This is a genomic window from Paenibacillus sp. ATY16 (genome assembly GCF_003399985.2).
GTDB lineage: Bacteria > Bacillota > Bacilli > Paenibacillales > Paenibacillaceae > Pristimantibacillus > Pristimantibacillus glycanilyticus.
Genome location: NZ_NMOK02000052.1, coordinates 327,383 through 342,090, shown reverse-complemented (window position 1 = coordinate 342,090; position 14,708 = coordinate 327,383). Strand labels below are relative to the sequence as shown.

Annotated in this window: 15 protein-coding genes; 4 read left to right on the top strand and 11 right to left on the bottom strand. The window is 51.8% G+C overall.

The window, feature by feature from the left end; all coding sequences use genetic code 11:
* Window positions 1–125 precede the first annotated feature (125 nt).
* The gene (locus CFI03_RS27285) at window positions 126–1,028 is read left to right on the top strand and encodes a DNA-primase RepB domain-containing protein (RefSeq protein WP_248761790.1); all 903 of its coding nucleotides are present in this window, start codon (window positions 126–128) and stop codon (window positions 1,026–1,028) included.
* Window positions 1,029–1,102: 74 nt separating this feature from the next.
* Here the strand turns inward: CFI03_RS27285 and CFI03_RS27280 are convergent, their stop codons facing one another.
* The 8 genes from CFI03_RS27280 to CFI03_RS27245 form a co-directional block, all read right to left on the bottom strand.
* Complete coding sequence (locus CFI03_RS27280) at window positions 1,103–1,843, bottom strand: peptidoglycan recognition protein family protein (RefSeq protein WP_248761782.1); 741 nt, start codon at window positions 1,841–1,843, stop codon at window positions 1,103–1,105.
* A gap of 134 nt (window positions 1,844–1,977) precedes the next feature.
* The gene (locus CFI03_RS27275) at window positions 1,978–2,139 is read right to left on the bottom strand and encodes a hypothetical protein (protein ID WP_164775493.1); all 162 of its coding nucleotides are present in this window, start codon (window positions 2,137–2,139) and stop codon (window positions 1,978–1,980) included.
* Between the two features lie 188 nt (window positions 2,140–2,327).
* Window positions 2,328–2,951, bottom strand: a complete 624-nt coding sequence (locus tag CFI03_RS27270; protein WP_127495626.1) for an FMN-dependent NADH-azoreductase — start codon at window positions 2,949–2,951, stop codon at window positions 2,328–2,330.
* 141 nt (window positions 2,952–3,092) lie between these two features.
* Window positions 3,093–3,770: a response regulator gene (locus CFI03_RS27265; RefSeq protein WP_248761772.1), complete on the bottom strand. Its 678-nt coding sequence runs from the start codon at window positions 3,768–3,770 to the stop codon at window positions 3,093–3,095.
* Window positions 3,767–5,446, bottom strand: a complete 1,680-nt coding sequence (locus CFI03_RS27260) for a GAF domain-containing sensor histidine kinase (RefSeq protein WP_248761758.1) — start codon at window positions 5,444–5,446, stop codon at window positions 3,767–3,769. The genes CFI03_RS27265 and CFI03_RS27260 overlap by 4 nt, the downstream gene beginning before the upstream one ends.
* Window positions 5,447–5,472: 26 nt before the next feature.
* Window positions 5,473–6,273, bottom strand: coding sequence for a nucleotidyltransferase domain-containing protein (locus CFI03_RS27255; protein ID WP_248761749.1), 801 nt, complete (start codon window positions 6,271–6,273; stop codon window positions 5,473–5,475).
* A 12-nt stretch (window positions 6,274–6,285) separates the two neighbouring features.
* Window positions 6,286–7,404 (bottom strand): slipin family protein, encoded by a 1,119-nt coding sequence (locus CFI03_RS27250; protein ID WP_248761746.1) that lies wholly within the window; start codon window positions 7,402–7,404, stop codon window positions 6,286–6,288.
* Window positions 7,405–7,420: 16 nt separating this feature from the next.
* The gene (locus CFI03_RS27245; protein ID WP_248761738.1) at window positions 7,421–7,816 is read right to left on the bottom strand and encodes a hypothetical protein; all 396 of its coding nucleotides are present in this window, start codon (window positions 7,814–7,816) and stop codon (window positions 7,421–7,423) included.
* Window positions 7,817–8,373: 557 nt separating this feature from the next.
* Between CFI03_RS27245 and CFI03_RS27240 the strand changes: the two genes are divergently transcribed.
* The gene (locus CFI03_RS27240) at window positions 8,374–9,720 is read left to right on the top strand and encodes a helix-turn-helix transcriptional regulator (protein ID WP_248761729.1); all 1,347 of its coding nucleotides are present in this window, start codon (window positions 8,374–8,376) and stop codon (window positions 9,718–9,720) included.
* A complete protein-coding gene (locus tag CFI03_RS27235; RefSeq protein WP_248761720.1) occupies window positions 9,671–10,531 on the top strand; it encodes a WYL domain-containing protein in 861 nt (286 codons plus the stop codon). Before CFI03_RS27240 ends, CFI03_RS27235 begins: the two co-directional genes overlap by 50 nt.
* Here the strand turns inward: CFI03_RS27235 and fabF are convergent.
* The gene (fabF, locus tag CFI03_RS27230) at window positions 10,475–11,713 is read right to left on the bottom strand and encodes a beta-ketoacyl-ACP synthase II (RefSeq protein WP_248761704.1); all 1,239 of its coding nucleotides are present in this window, start codon (window positions 11,711–11,713) and stop codon (window positions 10,475–10,477) included. The genes CFI03_RS27235 and fabF overlap by 57 nt on opposite strands.
* A 213-nt stretch (window positions 11,714–11,926) precedes the next feature.
* Here fabF and CFI03_RS27225 point away from each other — a divergent pair, with 213 nt between their 5' ends.
* The gene (locus CFI03_RS27225) at window positions 11,927–12,784 is read left to right on the top strand and encodes a helix-turn-helix transcriptional regulator (protein ID WP_248761695.1); all 858 of its coding nucleotides are present in this window, start codon (window positions 11,927–11,929) and stop codon (window positions 12,782–12,784) included.
* A gap of 43 nt (window positions 12,785–12,827) precedes the next feature.
* Here the strand turns inward: CFI03_RS27225 and CFI03_RS27220 are convergent, their stop codons facing one another.
* Window positions 12,828–13,694 carry a fumarylacetoacetate hydrolase family protein gene (locus tag CFI03_RS27220; RefSeq protein ID WP_248761693.1) on the bottom strand — a complete coding sequence of 289 codons (867 nt, stop codon included), beginning with the start codon at window positions 13,692–13,694 and terminating at the stop codon, window positions 12,828–12,830.
* 59 nt (window positions 13,695–13,753) lie between these two features.
* On the bottom strand, window positions 13,754–14,611 hold the full coding sequence (locus tag CFI03_RS27215) for a polysaccharide deacetylase family protein (protein WP_248761691.1): 858 nt from the start codon (window positions 14,609–14,611) through the stop codon (window positions 13,754–13,756).
* Window positions 14,612–14,708: the final 97 nt, after the last annotated feature.

Genomic DNA, 14,708 nt, shown 5'->3' with positions numbered 1-14,708 from the left:
GCGGCTTTTATTTTTAAGAGCTCAAAAATGGGTATGGCCTATCCACACGAATAGCCTCTTATGGGAATATGATTGTTTAGATACGAACCTCCCAGGTTACGAGAGCTTACAAGGAGATGTGTTGAATGACGCAACGCCGGGCGAAAGGTTCCGCACCCGTTCAGCTATATTCCGGTCACGCATACCGGTTTCTTGAAAAACTCGGCTGCAAGCCGAATGATCAATTGCATTTCTTATTGGTCTCCGACTCCAAGGGCAAAAACCGGGGTTATAGCTTTGCTACCGAGCTACCCGCAATAACCTTGCGCAAACCTTTTCGATCCCTGGAAAAGCTGGCCCCCCGAATCAAGCTCTTTTCAAGGAGAAACAAACTAGTAAACGTATTGTGGCTTAACAAGAAAGGCTATGCCGTATTTGTGGAGATAAACGGCCGGGAATCGGCGAAGGACAGCCCGTTTAACGCCATCAGGGCACAGTTCATCGATGTAGACTTAAACAAAATTTCAGCGCGCTGCAAAACTAAGGAACAAATCCAGCAAAGGATCGACGCTATTCTCTCCGACCCTTCGGAACAGCTTCAATCCATTACGCTCACGCAAAATAAAAACGGCCAATATCAGCTTTTAGCCCAGCGGACAAGACAAAGAGTAGCCGAGTTGAAAAAACAATTCTTGAACAAACACGGGGAACGCATCAAGGATACGATGATCGTCGAAACGAAAAACGGTTATCACATCTATTGGATCATGCAAGACGGAAACATAAACAAATTCGTTCCTATTCAAAAAGCGCTAGCCCAAAGCTTCGATTCCGATCCGATGATCACCAACTTATCAAGGGTTATGCGATTACCCGGTTTCTACCATATGAAAAATCCCGAAAGCCCCTACATGGTCAAGGTCATCCAATGGGGCAGGGAAAAGCCGTTCACGCAAGAGGAGCTCATTAAACGGTTGGAGTTAAAACCCGCGGTTACGTCGAAGCTCAAGCAAAAGCGCCGCAAGCTCCATGCCCGTAAAATTTCATAAGGCTTAAAACAGCAATACCCCTGGTCGCTTCCGGCCAGGGGTTTACTCGGTCAAATAACCTATTTTGCATATTATTAATCCTTCAATAAGCCTCTGCGGTACATGATCGTCAGGAGTCTAAAGAAATCGCGGGAGCTTCCGTCCGCGGGAGCATCGATAAGCCCCAGCTCAATAGCCCGGTCTACCGCAGGCTTTGCCCAGGAAGGAACCTTCATGTCATGCTGGGCCTCAAGCTCCGCTACACGGTTCATCAACGCTTCGAACTGCTTTCTTTCCGCTTCAGTCATCGGTACATCATCCTTCCCCAAGTGAGCGTTGAGCTGATTCCGGACTCCGTCAAGAAAGTTCTCCCAACCGTTCTTCCGGGCCCGTATAATATGCGGGCAGTTTTTCCCGCTCCAGTGGTTATGCTGGACAACGGCTACAATCGGAAGCTTCAGCTTATACAGCAGATCCCCCACCAGCCTTGAGGCACGAGCCTCGGCTTCCGCGCGATTGCCATCCTCGTTTTCGCAAATTTCAATCCCGATGGCGCTAAGGTTCCCCTCTCCACGGCTTCCGTCACCCGCATGCCAGCCATGCTCCGTAATCGGCAAATGCTGGACAACCCGCGTATCGTCGACGGTAAAATGCCAGGATACCGGCAAGGCCTCGGCAGCCTCGCCTTTCAAATATTTTGCGTGCATAAGCGCATTCGCGCCTTTTCCCGGATTCGCCGTATCATGCACGGTAATAAAATAAGGGCCGTTAATCGGAGTGCCTGGACGATTATTTCGGCCGGCAGGAATCATATCGACGAGGATCGTCTCGAACATGCGCTTCACTCCTTTGCAGCTAATCTTCCGTATCGTTACATTTATACTAAGAAGAGGCTCAAAAGGTTTGTGTGCTGAAGGATAAAAAATAAGCCAGGCCAATAGGCCTGACTGCATATATGTATGTGCGTTTTTTACAAGTGGTTCGTTTTTCGTCTTAAAAGACCAAGCAAGCCCCGCTTTCGCTTCTCTTGCTTCTCCTCGAGTATCCTTTTTACGCCATGAAGCAGCAGCTTAGATCTCATTTCGTCCTCGTGGCTGATTTTTCTCATTTCCGCAAAAAACTCTTTGTTCATCCGCTACCCTCTCCGCCACTATCATCTAGCTGTGTCTAAAGTCCTATACTTATTGTAATACCGCACCGGATATCTGTCAAAATTTGTCGCATTTAGACGTAAAAATCCCACATATTCCCTTTTATCAAAGGAACATGCGGGACGTTATGCTTATTCAAATCAACAAGCTATTCAAGACAAGACTGAAATTAGAAGCTAGCTGCCACTTTCTCAGCTGTTGCAACGCCTTCGGCAATAATCGATTCCGCTCTGTCGCTGAATTGGTTGTGGCCTTCAACGATAACCGTCTCGAAGTTTGTTACGCCGAAGAAGCCCATAATGTTTTTCACATAGTTCAGGGACATTTCCGCTGCCGCGAATGGACCTTCGGAATATACGCCGCCGCGTGCGTTCAACAATGCCACTTTTTTGTCGCCTTGCAGACCAACAGGGCCTTCAGCTGTATATTTGAATGTTTTGCCTGCACGGTTCAGATAGTCAATGTAAGTGTGCAGAACAGCCGGAATCGTGAAGTTCCACAGCGGGAAGCCGAATACCACTTTATCGGCAGCGATAAATTGATCCAGGTATTTGTCCGCAATGCTTACGGCTGTTTGCTCTTCCGGAGTCAGTTCAAGACCTTGAGCCGCTTTGAAGCCGCCGTTGATCAGGTTCGCGTTCAGGTAAGGAAGCTCCTCTTTGAACAGATCCAGCTCAATTACAGTGTCTTGCGGGTGATTTGCTTTATAGCTAGCGAGGAACGCGTCATACAGCTTTACGCTGACAGCGATATCTCCACGGTCATTTGCTTTTACGAACAGTACAGTACTCATCTTTTTAATTCCCTCCATAAAATAATGTGTAGTAACTTTTTGTAACTGTCTTTATTTTATAGAGTTTTACTTTCGCCAACATCGGCTAATAGGCGGAAAAATGAAGCGGGACTGGTCTTACGACTATAGACTGAGACCCGCTTAAGCCATCTGCCCCTTATTCTGAAAGAGCGGCGCCGCAAACAGGGCGGCCTGCGTGCGGTCCGACAAATCCAGCTTGCTTAAAATGCTGCTGACATGCGTCTTTACCGTTTTTTCGGCAACGATCAGCGTCTGGGCAATATCTTTATTGCTCAGTCCTTTTGTCAGCAGCTCCAGCACTTCAAGCTCCCTTGGCGTCAAAGCTTCCAGCGATTTGTCTTTACTCGAATGCCGGAAAACCGGTTCCGGTCTTGGCTCCGGTTCCGTGCGGCTTAACAGGGCACGCGAAATATCCGGATGCAGCTGTATATTTCCCTTATAGGCGCTTCGGATAGCCTCGGCAAGCTGATCCGGTTCCACGTCCTTCAGCATGTAGCCTATAGCCCCTGTTTGCAGGGCGGGGACGATATGACTCTGATCGGCAAAGCTGGTCAACACCAGAACTTTGATATGCGGATGCTGCTCCTTGATCAAGGCGCTGGCTTCGATTCCGTCCATAATCGGCATATTCAAATCCATCAGGACGATATCCGGCTGAAGCTCGCCGGCCTTCTCGACCGCTTCCTTGCCGTTATGAGCCTCTCCGACCAATTCGAAATCCGGCTGCATCGCAAGATAAAACGATATTCCTTTTAAAACAATCTGATGATCGTCCGCGAGTAAAATTTTGATTTTCATATTAAGTAGTCACCGCTGCTTCCCTTCTCTTCCATGCAATGAGCCTGTACCGATTCAAGCGGAATCGTCGCTCGGACAATGGTTGGTTTGCCCCGTCCGCTCGTAATCGACAGCGAACCGCCAAGCGTCTCCGCCCGCTCCCTCATGGAGCGCATCCCCATGGTCTGGCGGCCTTTTTTCCGGTCAACCTGAAAACCTGTACCTTCGTCCCTTACCTCCAGAACGGCTGCCCCGTCCTGCTGTTTGTTAAGCCGGATATAGGCCGTCTGCCTGCCGGAATGCTTCCGGACATTGTTCAAGGCCTCCTGGCCAATCCGCCAGAACGCTTCCTCAATCGCGCGCGGCAGCTCCTGCACCCCGTCCGTCCGGTCATAGATCGTCAGGTTGAGGCCTTGCCCGTATTGCTTAAGCGCCGGCAGCAGTCCGTTCTCGAGACCCGCCGGATGCAGCTGCCAGATCAGCGTTCGCATCTCCTTCAGCGCCTCCTGCGACAGCTGCTGAATCTCGCTAAGCGAACGCTGCACGACGGGATCGCGCCCGGCAAGGACGTTCTCCGCCCCTTTGGCCAGGAAGGACAAGGAGAACACCTTCTGCACGACGGAATCATGAAGGTCTCGCGCCATCCGGTTCCGTTCCTCCATCCGGGCCAGCTCGCTCCGGTGCTCGTAAATGCGGAGATTTTCCACGCATAACGTAAAATGATCCCCCAGCGAGTACATAAAGTCCTCGTTCAGGTCGTCGAATTGCCGCTGATCCGGACTGCTGATAAACATGACGCCAATCGTCCGGTTGCGCACGCGAAGCGGAATGGCCGCCGCCGACCGGAACGGAGGAATGCCAACCGAATCCAATTCATTGCCTTCCATGCAGGAAGACTCGATAACAATCCGATTATCCCGGAGCGCGGCCTCAATCGGACCGGCAGCTTCAACCGCAAGCGTCTGCCATTCCTTCATTACTTTCCCGTCGGAATACAAAGCCCGAAGCGATAGCTGCTGTCCGTCATACATCAATAAGGAGACATTCGGCCACCCGAATTCGTCTCCGATATATTGAACGGCCTTGATAGGCAGCTGATTAACATCCTGAACGCCGTTAATACGCTGGATGACATCCCCCAGCTTGGCGTACAGCATCGCATTGCGCTCTTGCGTCTGGTACAGGCGAATCCGGTTAATCGCCGTTCCGATCTGCAGAGCAACAGCCTGCAGAAGCGCAAGCTCCTCCTCGCTGAAATGCTCCTTGCCCGCCTGCGCGACATTCAGCAGCCCGAACCGGTCCTTGCCGGCTTTAAGAGGGACGGTTGCATGATGGGTAATGCCTTCCGTGTCCCCAAGCTGATGGCTTACCGCATACGTAATGCGTTTGCATTCAATAATATTAACGGCATGGGTAAGCTTGCGCTGGCGGTAGCGCTCCACGCACCAGCAGTCCTCCCCGCACATAAGCGCGTAATTGCCGGCGGTTAAGGCGGGAGGCAGGTTATGATGGGCCGCGCAAGTATTCCCCGGAATATCGTCATCGATCAGGAAAATCCATCCCGTCGTAAAATCCGTTACTTCAAGCAGCTTCGCAAGCACATCGCTGAGCATCTGATCCATATCGTTGGTCGTATTGAGCATCTCCGCGATTTCCTTAAGCGCAGCGAGCTCGCTGACCCGAACTTCCCTTGGCATCCGGCTTCCCTCCTTCTCTGCCACCATTATACACTTACTGTTCCCCATGCCTCCAGCAGGGCATCCCGAAAGAGTTGGTCCAGCTGTTCGCCCTTCAAACCTTCCGCCGTGTTCAAATCTTTAGCCGTCTGTTCGAAATAAGCGATCTGCTCTTCCAAATAATCATTGAGCTGCCCGATGCGGGGTTCCGTACGAAGCTCTTCTCCCGCGCGTTTCCGGACTAGAAGGCGTTCAATTATGCGATAGAGCACACTATCGGCAGGAATTAAATCTTCAACAAGCTCCTCGAAGAGCATCGGCGGCATCGCGTTATATTTCTCAATCCAGCCGCAAGCCAGCAAGGGACGGAGTACGTAAAAATATTTTTTCGCCCGTACCGTCTCGCCCTGCAAATATTCGCGGTAGTTGCCCTCGGCCATATGAAGATAATGGTACATGCAGGACTTAGGCGAAAAAGTAGCGCCTGACAAGGTGCGGATACGCTCGGCGGTGGAATAAGGCTCCCTGTACTTCATTGGCGATTGCAGCCACTCCAGCAGTGGAGGGTTGGACTTATTAAACAGCGCCAGCGCTTTGCGGAGATCCCAGCCGTTAATGTCCAGCATCCCGCTGATCGGGCGTTCAATCACGTCCCGGCGCTCGCGGATCGACAGATACCATTCCACCGGCCGTACGTACAGGAAGCGGACATCGTAATCGCTGTCCTTCGACGGGAAACCCCAAGCTCTGGATCCGGACTCGCAGGCGTACAGGATGCGGATATTTTCTTCCGCTTCCATACGCGCCAGCTCGGCTTCTATTTTCAACAGGTATTGTTCATCCATCATGGTTGTCCCTCCCTATCCTAAACGTTTGCCGCCAAGAAGCTGGTTTAACTGCTCGACCAGATTGCCGCCGCCCGTGAGCGATACGCTGCCGACGTTATCGCAAATTTTTTCCAGGAACTCAAGCTCCTTCAAGCGGTACAGCGTGGCGTTCTCGTCCATCAGCTTTGCCGTATTTAGAAGGCTTCTCGTGGAAGCCGTCTCTTCCCGGCGGGTGATGAGGTTAGCTTGCGCTTTTTTCTCGGCCAGAAGCACGGTGTTCATGATGTCTTTAACTTCGCCCGGCAAGATGATATCCTTCACGCCGGCGTTCAGGAACGATACTCCATACTCCCCGCTCCGTGCCGCCAATCGTTCGAGCACGAAAGCGCCAATCTCCTGCTTCGTGCGAAGCAGCTCATCAAGCTTCATCGTCCCTACGTATTCCCGCAAAATTAATTGAAGCTGGATGTAGAGCTGCTCTTCAAAGCCCTTGATCTGCAGTGCCTTCAATGGATTATGAAGTACGTATTGGCTGACGAAATTAAGGCGAAGCGTCACTTTATCTTCCGTCATCATTTCCTGTCCGATCAGGTCGAGCTGCTGCCGGCGCATATCCATCGTCTGCACGATAACCGAAACCGGCGTGCGCCGGAACCGGTATTTGCCCGGACCAAGCTCGCGCTGCAGCATGTTATCATAGAACAGGAAGCCCTTCTCGTGCCCGGCAACTTCAAACGTGTGGTACAAGCCGTTCAGCTTCATCAAGTCAGCTGCGTTTAAGGAAGCAGGCAGCTCGAGGCTCCGCGTACTTAATCGGTTGAACGTATGCTTGATGGCCGATTTCCAGTACGCATGCTTGCCGGCTTTTAACACGCTGCCGCACCTGCCGTCCTCGTAGTGAAGCACGTATTCGTCATCGGCAACGTTAACGACATGGAGCTCCTCAAGCAGCTTGTCGTCATGCAGGAACAAGGCAAGTTCCTTGCCCGGCACCATAAACGGCTTGGTGATATCCATGACCGTTACCGTCGTTTTCGAGAACAATGGAAAGCGGTGTTTGCCAGGTCCCAGCAGCTTTACATAGCTTCCGTCCTTAAACAGCAGCCCGCGTTGATCGTTTTGAATCGTAATTTTGTTTATATATGTAGTCATAGGTATATAACCTCCTTTAATTTAGCGTTGTTTGGCGAAAATGCTCCCGTACCCGCGGCGGAGACCCGCTTAAGAACGGCATCATACCTGCCAGCCAGCCTGCTCCTCCGGCAGCGCAGCAGACTCTTCTTGCTCCCGGTCTGCCTGCGGTGCATTTGGCAGCGGCTTTTCGCGCAGGCTTCTTCCCGTCCGGTATCCGCGGACTGCAGAGCTGCGGCGTACGGTGCAGCTGTATAAGCCTGCTGAGCATTTTCCCAAAGCAACTTGAATAATTGGATTGGACTCGATTTGCAGTCGAGTTAAGCTCTACCATGATCGTCTCCGTGAGGACGATGGAGGATTCGAACCTCCACTTGGCGCAAAGTACGTACCAAGTCCGACAGCATACCGCGTACAAAGACTGTACCGGCACTGCGGGAATCCTGCCGAAATCCCTGCCCGGTTCGGCCCGGCCGTTGCTTTACATCCTCATTATCTTCGACATCCCGTTCCCGGAACATGGTAAAAGTATGGCGAAGCAAACTTTGAATAGAAAAAGTACATTTCTTTTTCTATTCAAAGTTACTTCGAAAGCATCGTATTGACGCAGATCTCCGTCTTGTTAAGCTGCTTAGGCTAACGTTGCACGAAATGCAGCATATTGGACCATTTGAGCGACGACGGACGCATTTTATTGCACAGAATGCAGGATACTGCGCCGATAAGGGGCGATTTGAGCTCATTTTCTCTGATATCCTGCATTCCGTGCAGGATATTATGGATTACTGGGCTAGATCACACGATTATGCTGCAATTTGTACAACGTTGGCCACAGCGGCACTTCAAATAAACGGGATCAGATCCTGATCAAATCCAACGTACGCCGCATGAAGTACCTGCCATAAAATAAATTGCCACCTATCCTCTTTTACCGGCCCAAGTTACAATAAAGGCAACTACCTCTTCGACAATGAAAGGGGCTTATGAACCGTGGCAAAAGAAAGCTTCGATAAAGAAATCCAGTTTCTGAGGATGCTCGTGCTGACAAGCGGCGCCTATAGCCGGCAGCAATTCGCCGATCGGCTTGGCATCTCCGTACATACCTTCGACAAGACCATCCGGCGCCTCAAGGACATTGCCGGATCCGTTCAGCAAGCCGACGAGCAAAACAAAGCGATGGCGGATATGCTTCGAACAAGCTATTACGAATCGGCGGACCCCCTGCTGCTCTTCCTGTTCCGCTCCAAATCGCTCAAGGAATCCGAAAGCTACCGCTTATCTCTGCTTATCGCTTCCCTTCAGGAGCAAGCGCTGACACCGCTGGAGCTGCTTGATCTATGCTGCGAAGGAATGCCGGAGGAGCTAGCGCTGCCGGACGAGAAAACCATCCGCTCCGATCTCAAGTATTTGGAGCAGGCCGGCGTCATCCGCCGGCTTCCGGGCGGAAGACCGCAGAAATATACGGCCCACAATGATTTCGTAAGCATGCTCTCCGACGAGGAGCTGTCGGATCTGTATGCTTTTGTGGACGTGATGGCGAATACGCAGGTTCCTTCCGTCCAGGGTTATCTGCTGCGCGACAGCTTGAAAAAAGCGATGAAGCGGCGGCAGCTGCCGGACGGTGCCAGCGACCTCTTCTTATACAAATACCATTATCATTCGCGTATTCTTGACGAAGCGCATCTATACACGATCATGCAGGCGATTGAGTCCAGACGGAAGCTAAACTTCCACTACTTCACGCCCAAATCGAACCAAAGCTATCATTCCAAAAACACGAATCCGATGTTCGTCAGGCCATCCGAAGGCCGTCTCATCGAGATGCTGCCGCTTAAGGTCGCTTACGATCATCAATACGGAAGATGGTATTTGCTTGGCTATAGCTCGGGCCGGTCCCAAGTCGCGATTTTTCGGATGGAAGGCATCACGCAGCTTGTGGAAAGCGGAGTTGTAACGGAAGACGAGCATGCGGCAAAGCTGGCTGCATTAGAGCGCAATACAAGCTTCAGCTGGCTTGTCGATTTGGGCAGACCTGTCACGGTAAAGGTCAGATTTTTTAATCCGGAAGGCGCAAAAAGAAACTTTATTAAAGACCGTGTGCAGCTGCAGGGGCAATGGGGCGTATTGACGGACGAAGATGAAGCTTCATTCCTGTTCGAGATTACGGTGAACGGCACGCAGGAGATCAAGCCTTGGCTGCGCAGCTTTGGATCTAGCTGCGAGGTGCTTGAGCCCGTGTCTTTAAGGCGGGAGTTTATCAAGGAATGGAAGGAGCTGGCGGAATACTATGAACCTGTTCGAAAAAATATTCAATTACCGGATGATGGCACAGCTTGAGGAGCATGGCGCCCTTGCGGTTACGGCTCAGGAACGCCGCTGGCTTCTGATGATGCTGGAGCATCCGGAGGCGGCGGCTGCCCTATCGCCGGATACGCTGGATAAACTCCGGCAATGCCTTGGCGGCTCGGATGAACGCAACGATTCGCTGCGGTCCGTTATTGTTGAAAAAGCGGGCAGCGCAGTCCCCTCTCTCTACCACCCGCTGCTGAGAACGCTTAGGCAGATGATTGTGAAGAAATCGGGCATGCAGCTGCGCCATACGCGGAAGGATGGCTTCCTCCTTCCCAGCCAAACCGGTGTACCATATAAACTCGAGTATTCGATGGTAAAGCGCGAATGGTATTTGCTCTGGTACAACCGGAGAACGCGCTCCCTGATGACAACGAGACTGCGGAGTATTCATAGCGTGGTAGAAATGCCGCTAAGCGGGGAATTTTTCAATCAGGCGGCTGCAACGCTAGCCCAGCAGCTGGAAAAGCGGATGCAGCACGCCACGATTGAGATTATTCCGGAATATAACAAGGAGCTATCCCGGATTTTGTATGCTTTCTCCTGCTTTGACAAGCAGGTTCAATACGATGAATTATCCGATACGTATACGATCAAGCTGACTTTTCTTGGCGACGAGACGGAATACGTGCTGTCCAAGCTCCGGTTTCTCGGTCTGCGCGTCCGCGTAACGGATCATCCCTATATGAAGTTCCGGATGCGCGAAGCGGCGCAGAAATCGTTAGCCCGTTACGGCTATTCGTCAGCCCTCGAAACGGCTAAGCACGATGACGGCGTTATGTCCGCCGAAGCCGAATGAATTGGAAAGCCCGATGCGAAGCGGAGCAGGCTGGGCTGTCGCATGAACATTCGTCAGTCCGCAATCCGGATCAAGCTGTTCCAGGTTGATGGTTGGCGGCACGATCCCTTCGCGCAGGCTCTGAATAAGGGCAATCGCTTCAACGCCGCCTGCCGCTCCCAGCATATGGCCCAGCATCGATTTGTTCGCCGTTACCGCAATCCGGCTCTCCCCTTCGCCGAACAAACGGGTTATGGCCTGGCCTTCCGAGCGGTCCCCGAGACCCGTGCTTGTAGCATGCGCGCTTATGATATCCACTTCGTCCGGACGGATACCCGCATCCGTAAGGGCTGTCCTCATAGCGGTGTACGCCCCGGTTCCTTCCGGATGGGTGGCAACAATGTGATAGGCATCCGAGCTTGCCCCGTAACCCAACACCTCGCCGTAAATCTGTGCTTCCCGCTTCTTCGCATGAGCCAGAGACTCAAGCACAACGATACCCGCTCCCTCCGACATGACGAATCCGTCACGGCTCCGGTCGAAAGGCCGGCTGGCCTTCGTTGGCTCCTCGTTGCGGGAAGATATAGCCTGCGCGTTGCCAAAGCTGGCAAGCGACAGTTCATTAACCGTTGCCTCTGCGCCGCCCGCGATAACCACATCCGCTATACCGAGGCGGATAAGCCGCATCGCTTCGCCAATGGCGGTATTTCCGATGGAGCAAGCCGTAACCGGCGCAAGCGTAGGACCGGTTAATTGGTACCTGATACTGATTGAAGCTGCCGCCATATTAGCGATCATCATTGGCACCAGCATCGGGCTTACGCGCTCGGGACCGCGGGTGCGTAAAATTTCGTCCTGCTCCATCAGCGTGCTTAATCCGCCAATCCCCGAACCGACATAAACGCCGACGCGATCGCGATCCACCACATCCAGCTTAAGTCCGGAATCTGTTATCGCCTGATCCGCGGCGGCAACCGCGAACTGCACGAAACGGTCCATCTTTCTTGCTTCCTTGCGGCCAAACAACGCTTCCGGATCAAAATCCTTAACGGTTCCCGCGATTTTCGTTTTCAGCCTTGCCGTATCGAAAGCATCTATGCTGGAAATACCCGACTCTCCCCGCTTCATCCGGGACCACATTTCATCAACCGATTGTCCAAGCGGCGAAATAACGCCCATTCCCGTAACAACTACTCGTTCCATAGAGATCAGCTCCTAAAAAGAATTATCACCCGAATTGCGGTGTTCGCTATTCATGATGATTCTTGCCTCGTAAGCATTCGCTTAATGTATGTTCACACCTCAAAATTAGTACCTGATATTAAATCATGTTGCCACATGAAGTATCCTATTACAAGTTGTCGTTTATCCTAGTATAATGAGTAACAGGATCACCATTTGGAGGTACTGCTCAATATGAATAACAAAACACGGCTCACCGCGCTTTCGAGTTTTCTGAAAAACCAACGGGCCAAGCTCACGCCCGAGGAGGTTGGTTTCCCTCCTGGCAGCCGGAGAAGAACGCCTGGCCTCAGACGCGAAGAGGTGGCGGCGCTTGCCGGCGTAAGCACCACCTGGTATACCTGGCTGGAGCAAGGACGGGATATTCAAGCTTCGCCGAATGTGCTGGATGCGATTGCGTCCGCCTTGCGTTTGACTCATGACGAACGCAATTATTTGTACGGTCTAGCGATTGAGCCCGGAGCCGGTCCGTCCATCACGGCCGAAATGCCCGCTTACTCGTCGGATGCGGTTAGTCCGCCCCTGCGCAAAATCCTGCAGGAGCTTAGGCAATGTCCATCCATCATCTCGGACCGCCGCTGTCAGATTGTAGGCTGGAACGAAGCAGCCGCCCATGTCTTTGTAGACTTTGCCCAGATCCCCGAGCAGGAGCGGAATATGATTCGCCTCTTGTTCACGCGGAAAGAGCTGCGCCGCCTTGCCGTCAACTGGAAGCAGTTCGCAAGCGGATTTCTGTCAATCTTCCGGGCTTATTACGGCCAATATGTAGAGGATAACTGGTATGATCAATTTCTGAAGGAAATGACGGGGCTGCATCCGGACTTTCAGGAGCTATGGGAGCATAGCGAGGTACGGACGGCGCCAGAGGTTGTCTTGGAATTCCGGCATGCCAAAGCGGGGAAGATGCTCTTCCATCTGACATCCTTGCAGCTGCAGGGCGGATCGGATCTTCGCTGCAGCGTTTACACCCCTGCTCCGGACAGCGATACGGAAGAGAAATTAAGCAAGCTGATGCGCGGAAAGCCGTCTTAGCCTGAACCTCAGGCCAAGACGGCTTTCTTTTTACAATGTTCGATTAAGCTTCCGCAACCATACGGTTCGTTAGCGCGCCTAGCTTTTCGATCTCGATCGTGACGACATCTCCGTCTTGGAGATACACCTGCTTCTCCGGCGGATAACCCATCACGACGCCTTCCGGCGTGCCAGTCAGAATAATGTCTCCGGGTGATAACGTCATGCATTGCGAAATATAGCTGACGATTTCCTTGCAGTTAAAAATCATATCCGACGTATTCGAGTCCTGCCGGACCTCTCCGTTTACCGTGCAGCTGATCCGCAAAGCATTGGGATCGCCTACTTCATCCTTGGATACGAGGTAGGGACCTACCGGAGCGAATTTATCGCAGGACTTGCCAGCCAGCCACTGGCTTGTCCGGGTCTGAAGATCCCGGGCTGACAGATCGTTTGACGCACTGTAACCAAATACGTAATCGAGCGCTTCGTCAACCGATACGTTTTTCGCCGTTTGTCCAATGACGATCGCAAGCTCTGCTTCGTAATCAACCTTTTGCGTCGACCGAGGCAGCGGTACATCTTCGCCATGCGCGGCAAGCGCGTTACTGAATTTGCTGAACAGAATAGGGTATTCCGGCAGCGGCATATTCGTCTCTTCCGCATGCTTCCTGTAATTAAGTCCGATACAAATGATTTTCCCCGGCTCCGGCACGGATGGTCCAAAAACAATCTCCGACTCATCCACAAAACGTTCTTGCCGTTCCTTGGATTCTTCAACGTATTGCCGGAGCTTGCTTAATTCCGCCTCTCCGCCCTGCAATAAGTCGTTTAAGGTGACATGGCCGGCATCAAGGATGCCTTTATCCGAACGTACGCCCAAACGGTAAGCAGAAGCTGCCGCCTTTTCCTTGAAATTGACTAATTTCACGAATAAGCCCTCCCAGTTCTCCAATGATCTGCAATAGATTCCTCCTTTATTATACAGTCTTAACCGTATCTCTTCAGCATCCCCAGAAATTTGCTGCCCGTCAGCGTTGGTGTTCCTGCATTGAGGCGGAATACCTCATCGGATCCTGGCTTGTTAATGCCGGGGTGCGTGGTGAAAAATAGGGTAACGCCCGCGTTTTTCTCAATCTGCTTAGCCGTCTTGTTAAACACGCCATACGGGAAAGCGATAAATTGATGCGTATTGCCCAGCTCCTCCTTCAGCCGTTTCTCCTCCAGCCGTGCATCGGCTTCTATTCGGGCTTTATATTCCGCGTTCGTCTCTACCCGGCCTTTGTCAGGCAGATAAATCGGATTGCTCAGCTTTGGTCCGGTTTTATGACCTTTTTCATCAAGCGGGGCATAATCATGTTGGTTATACGTATGGCTGTAGAAGCTGAAGCCTTCCGCTTTAAGCTTGCGCATGGTTTCCCAGGTCATATGCTTGGTGTGTACGTTCTGCTTGTCGCTGCTTGCGCCAATGATGAAATGGGCTGCGGTAAAATTGTATTTTTTCATAATCGGAACGGCGTATTGGTCAAAGCTCTCATATCCGTCGTCAAACGTGATAACAACGGCATTATCGGGCACCTTTCCTTTGCCGCGCATGAAGTCCGCGAACTGCTCGATGCTGATGACATGGTAGCCGTTATCCTTCAAAATCTTCATTTGCGTGCCGAAACGGCTAGGTGATATCGTTGCCTCGCTCTCCGTTGCATCAATATGATGATACATGAGGACAATAACTTTATTCTTATAATGTGCGGCGCCGTTGGTAGCAGCGTCAAGCTGGTTGGTCGGCACCGGCCAAGCGATTACGAACGCGATAGCAAGCAAGGCGGAAATCCATTTCCATTTCACTGCGTATTCCTCCTAGAAACGCGATTAATTCATTCTTTACTGTCTTAGTATATGAAGCCGTTATCTCCAAAGCGTTTCCGGATTGTAACGAAACTGC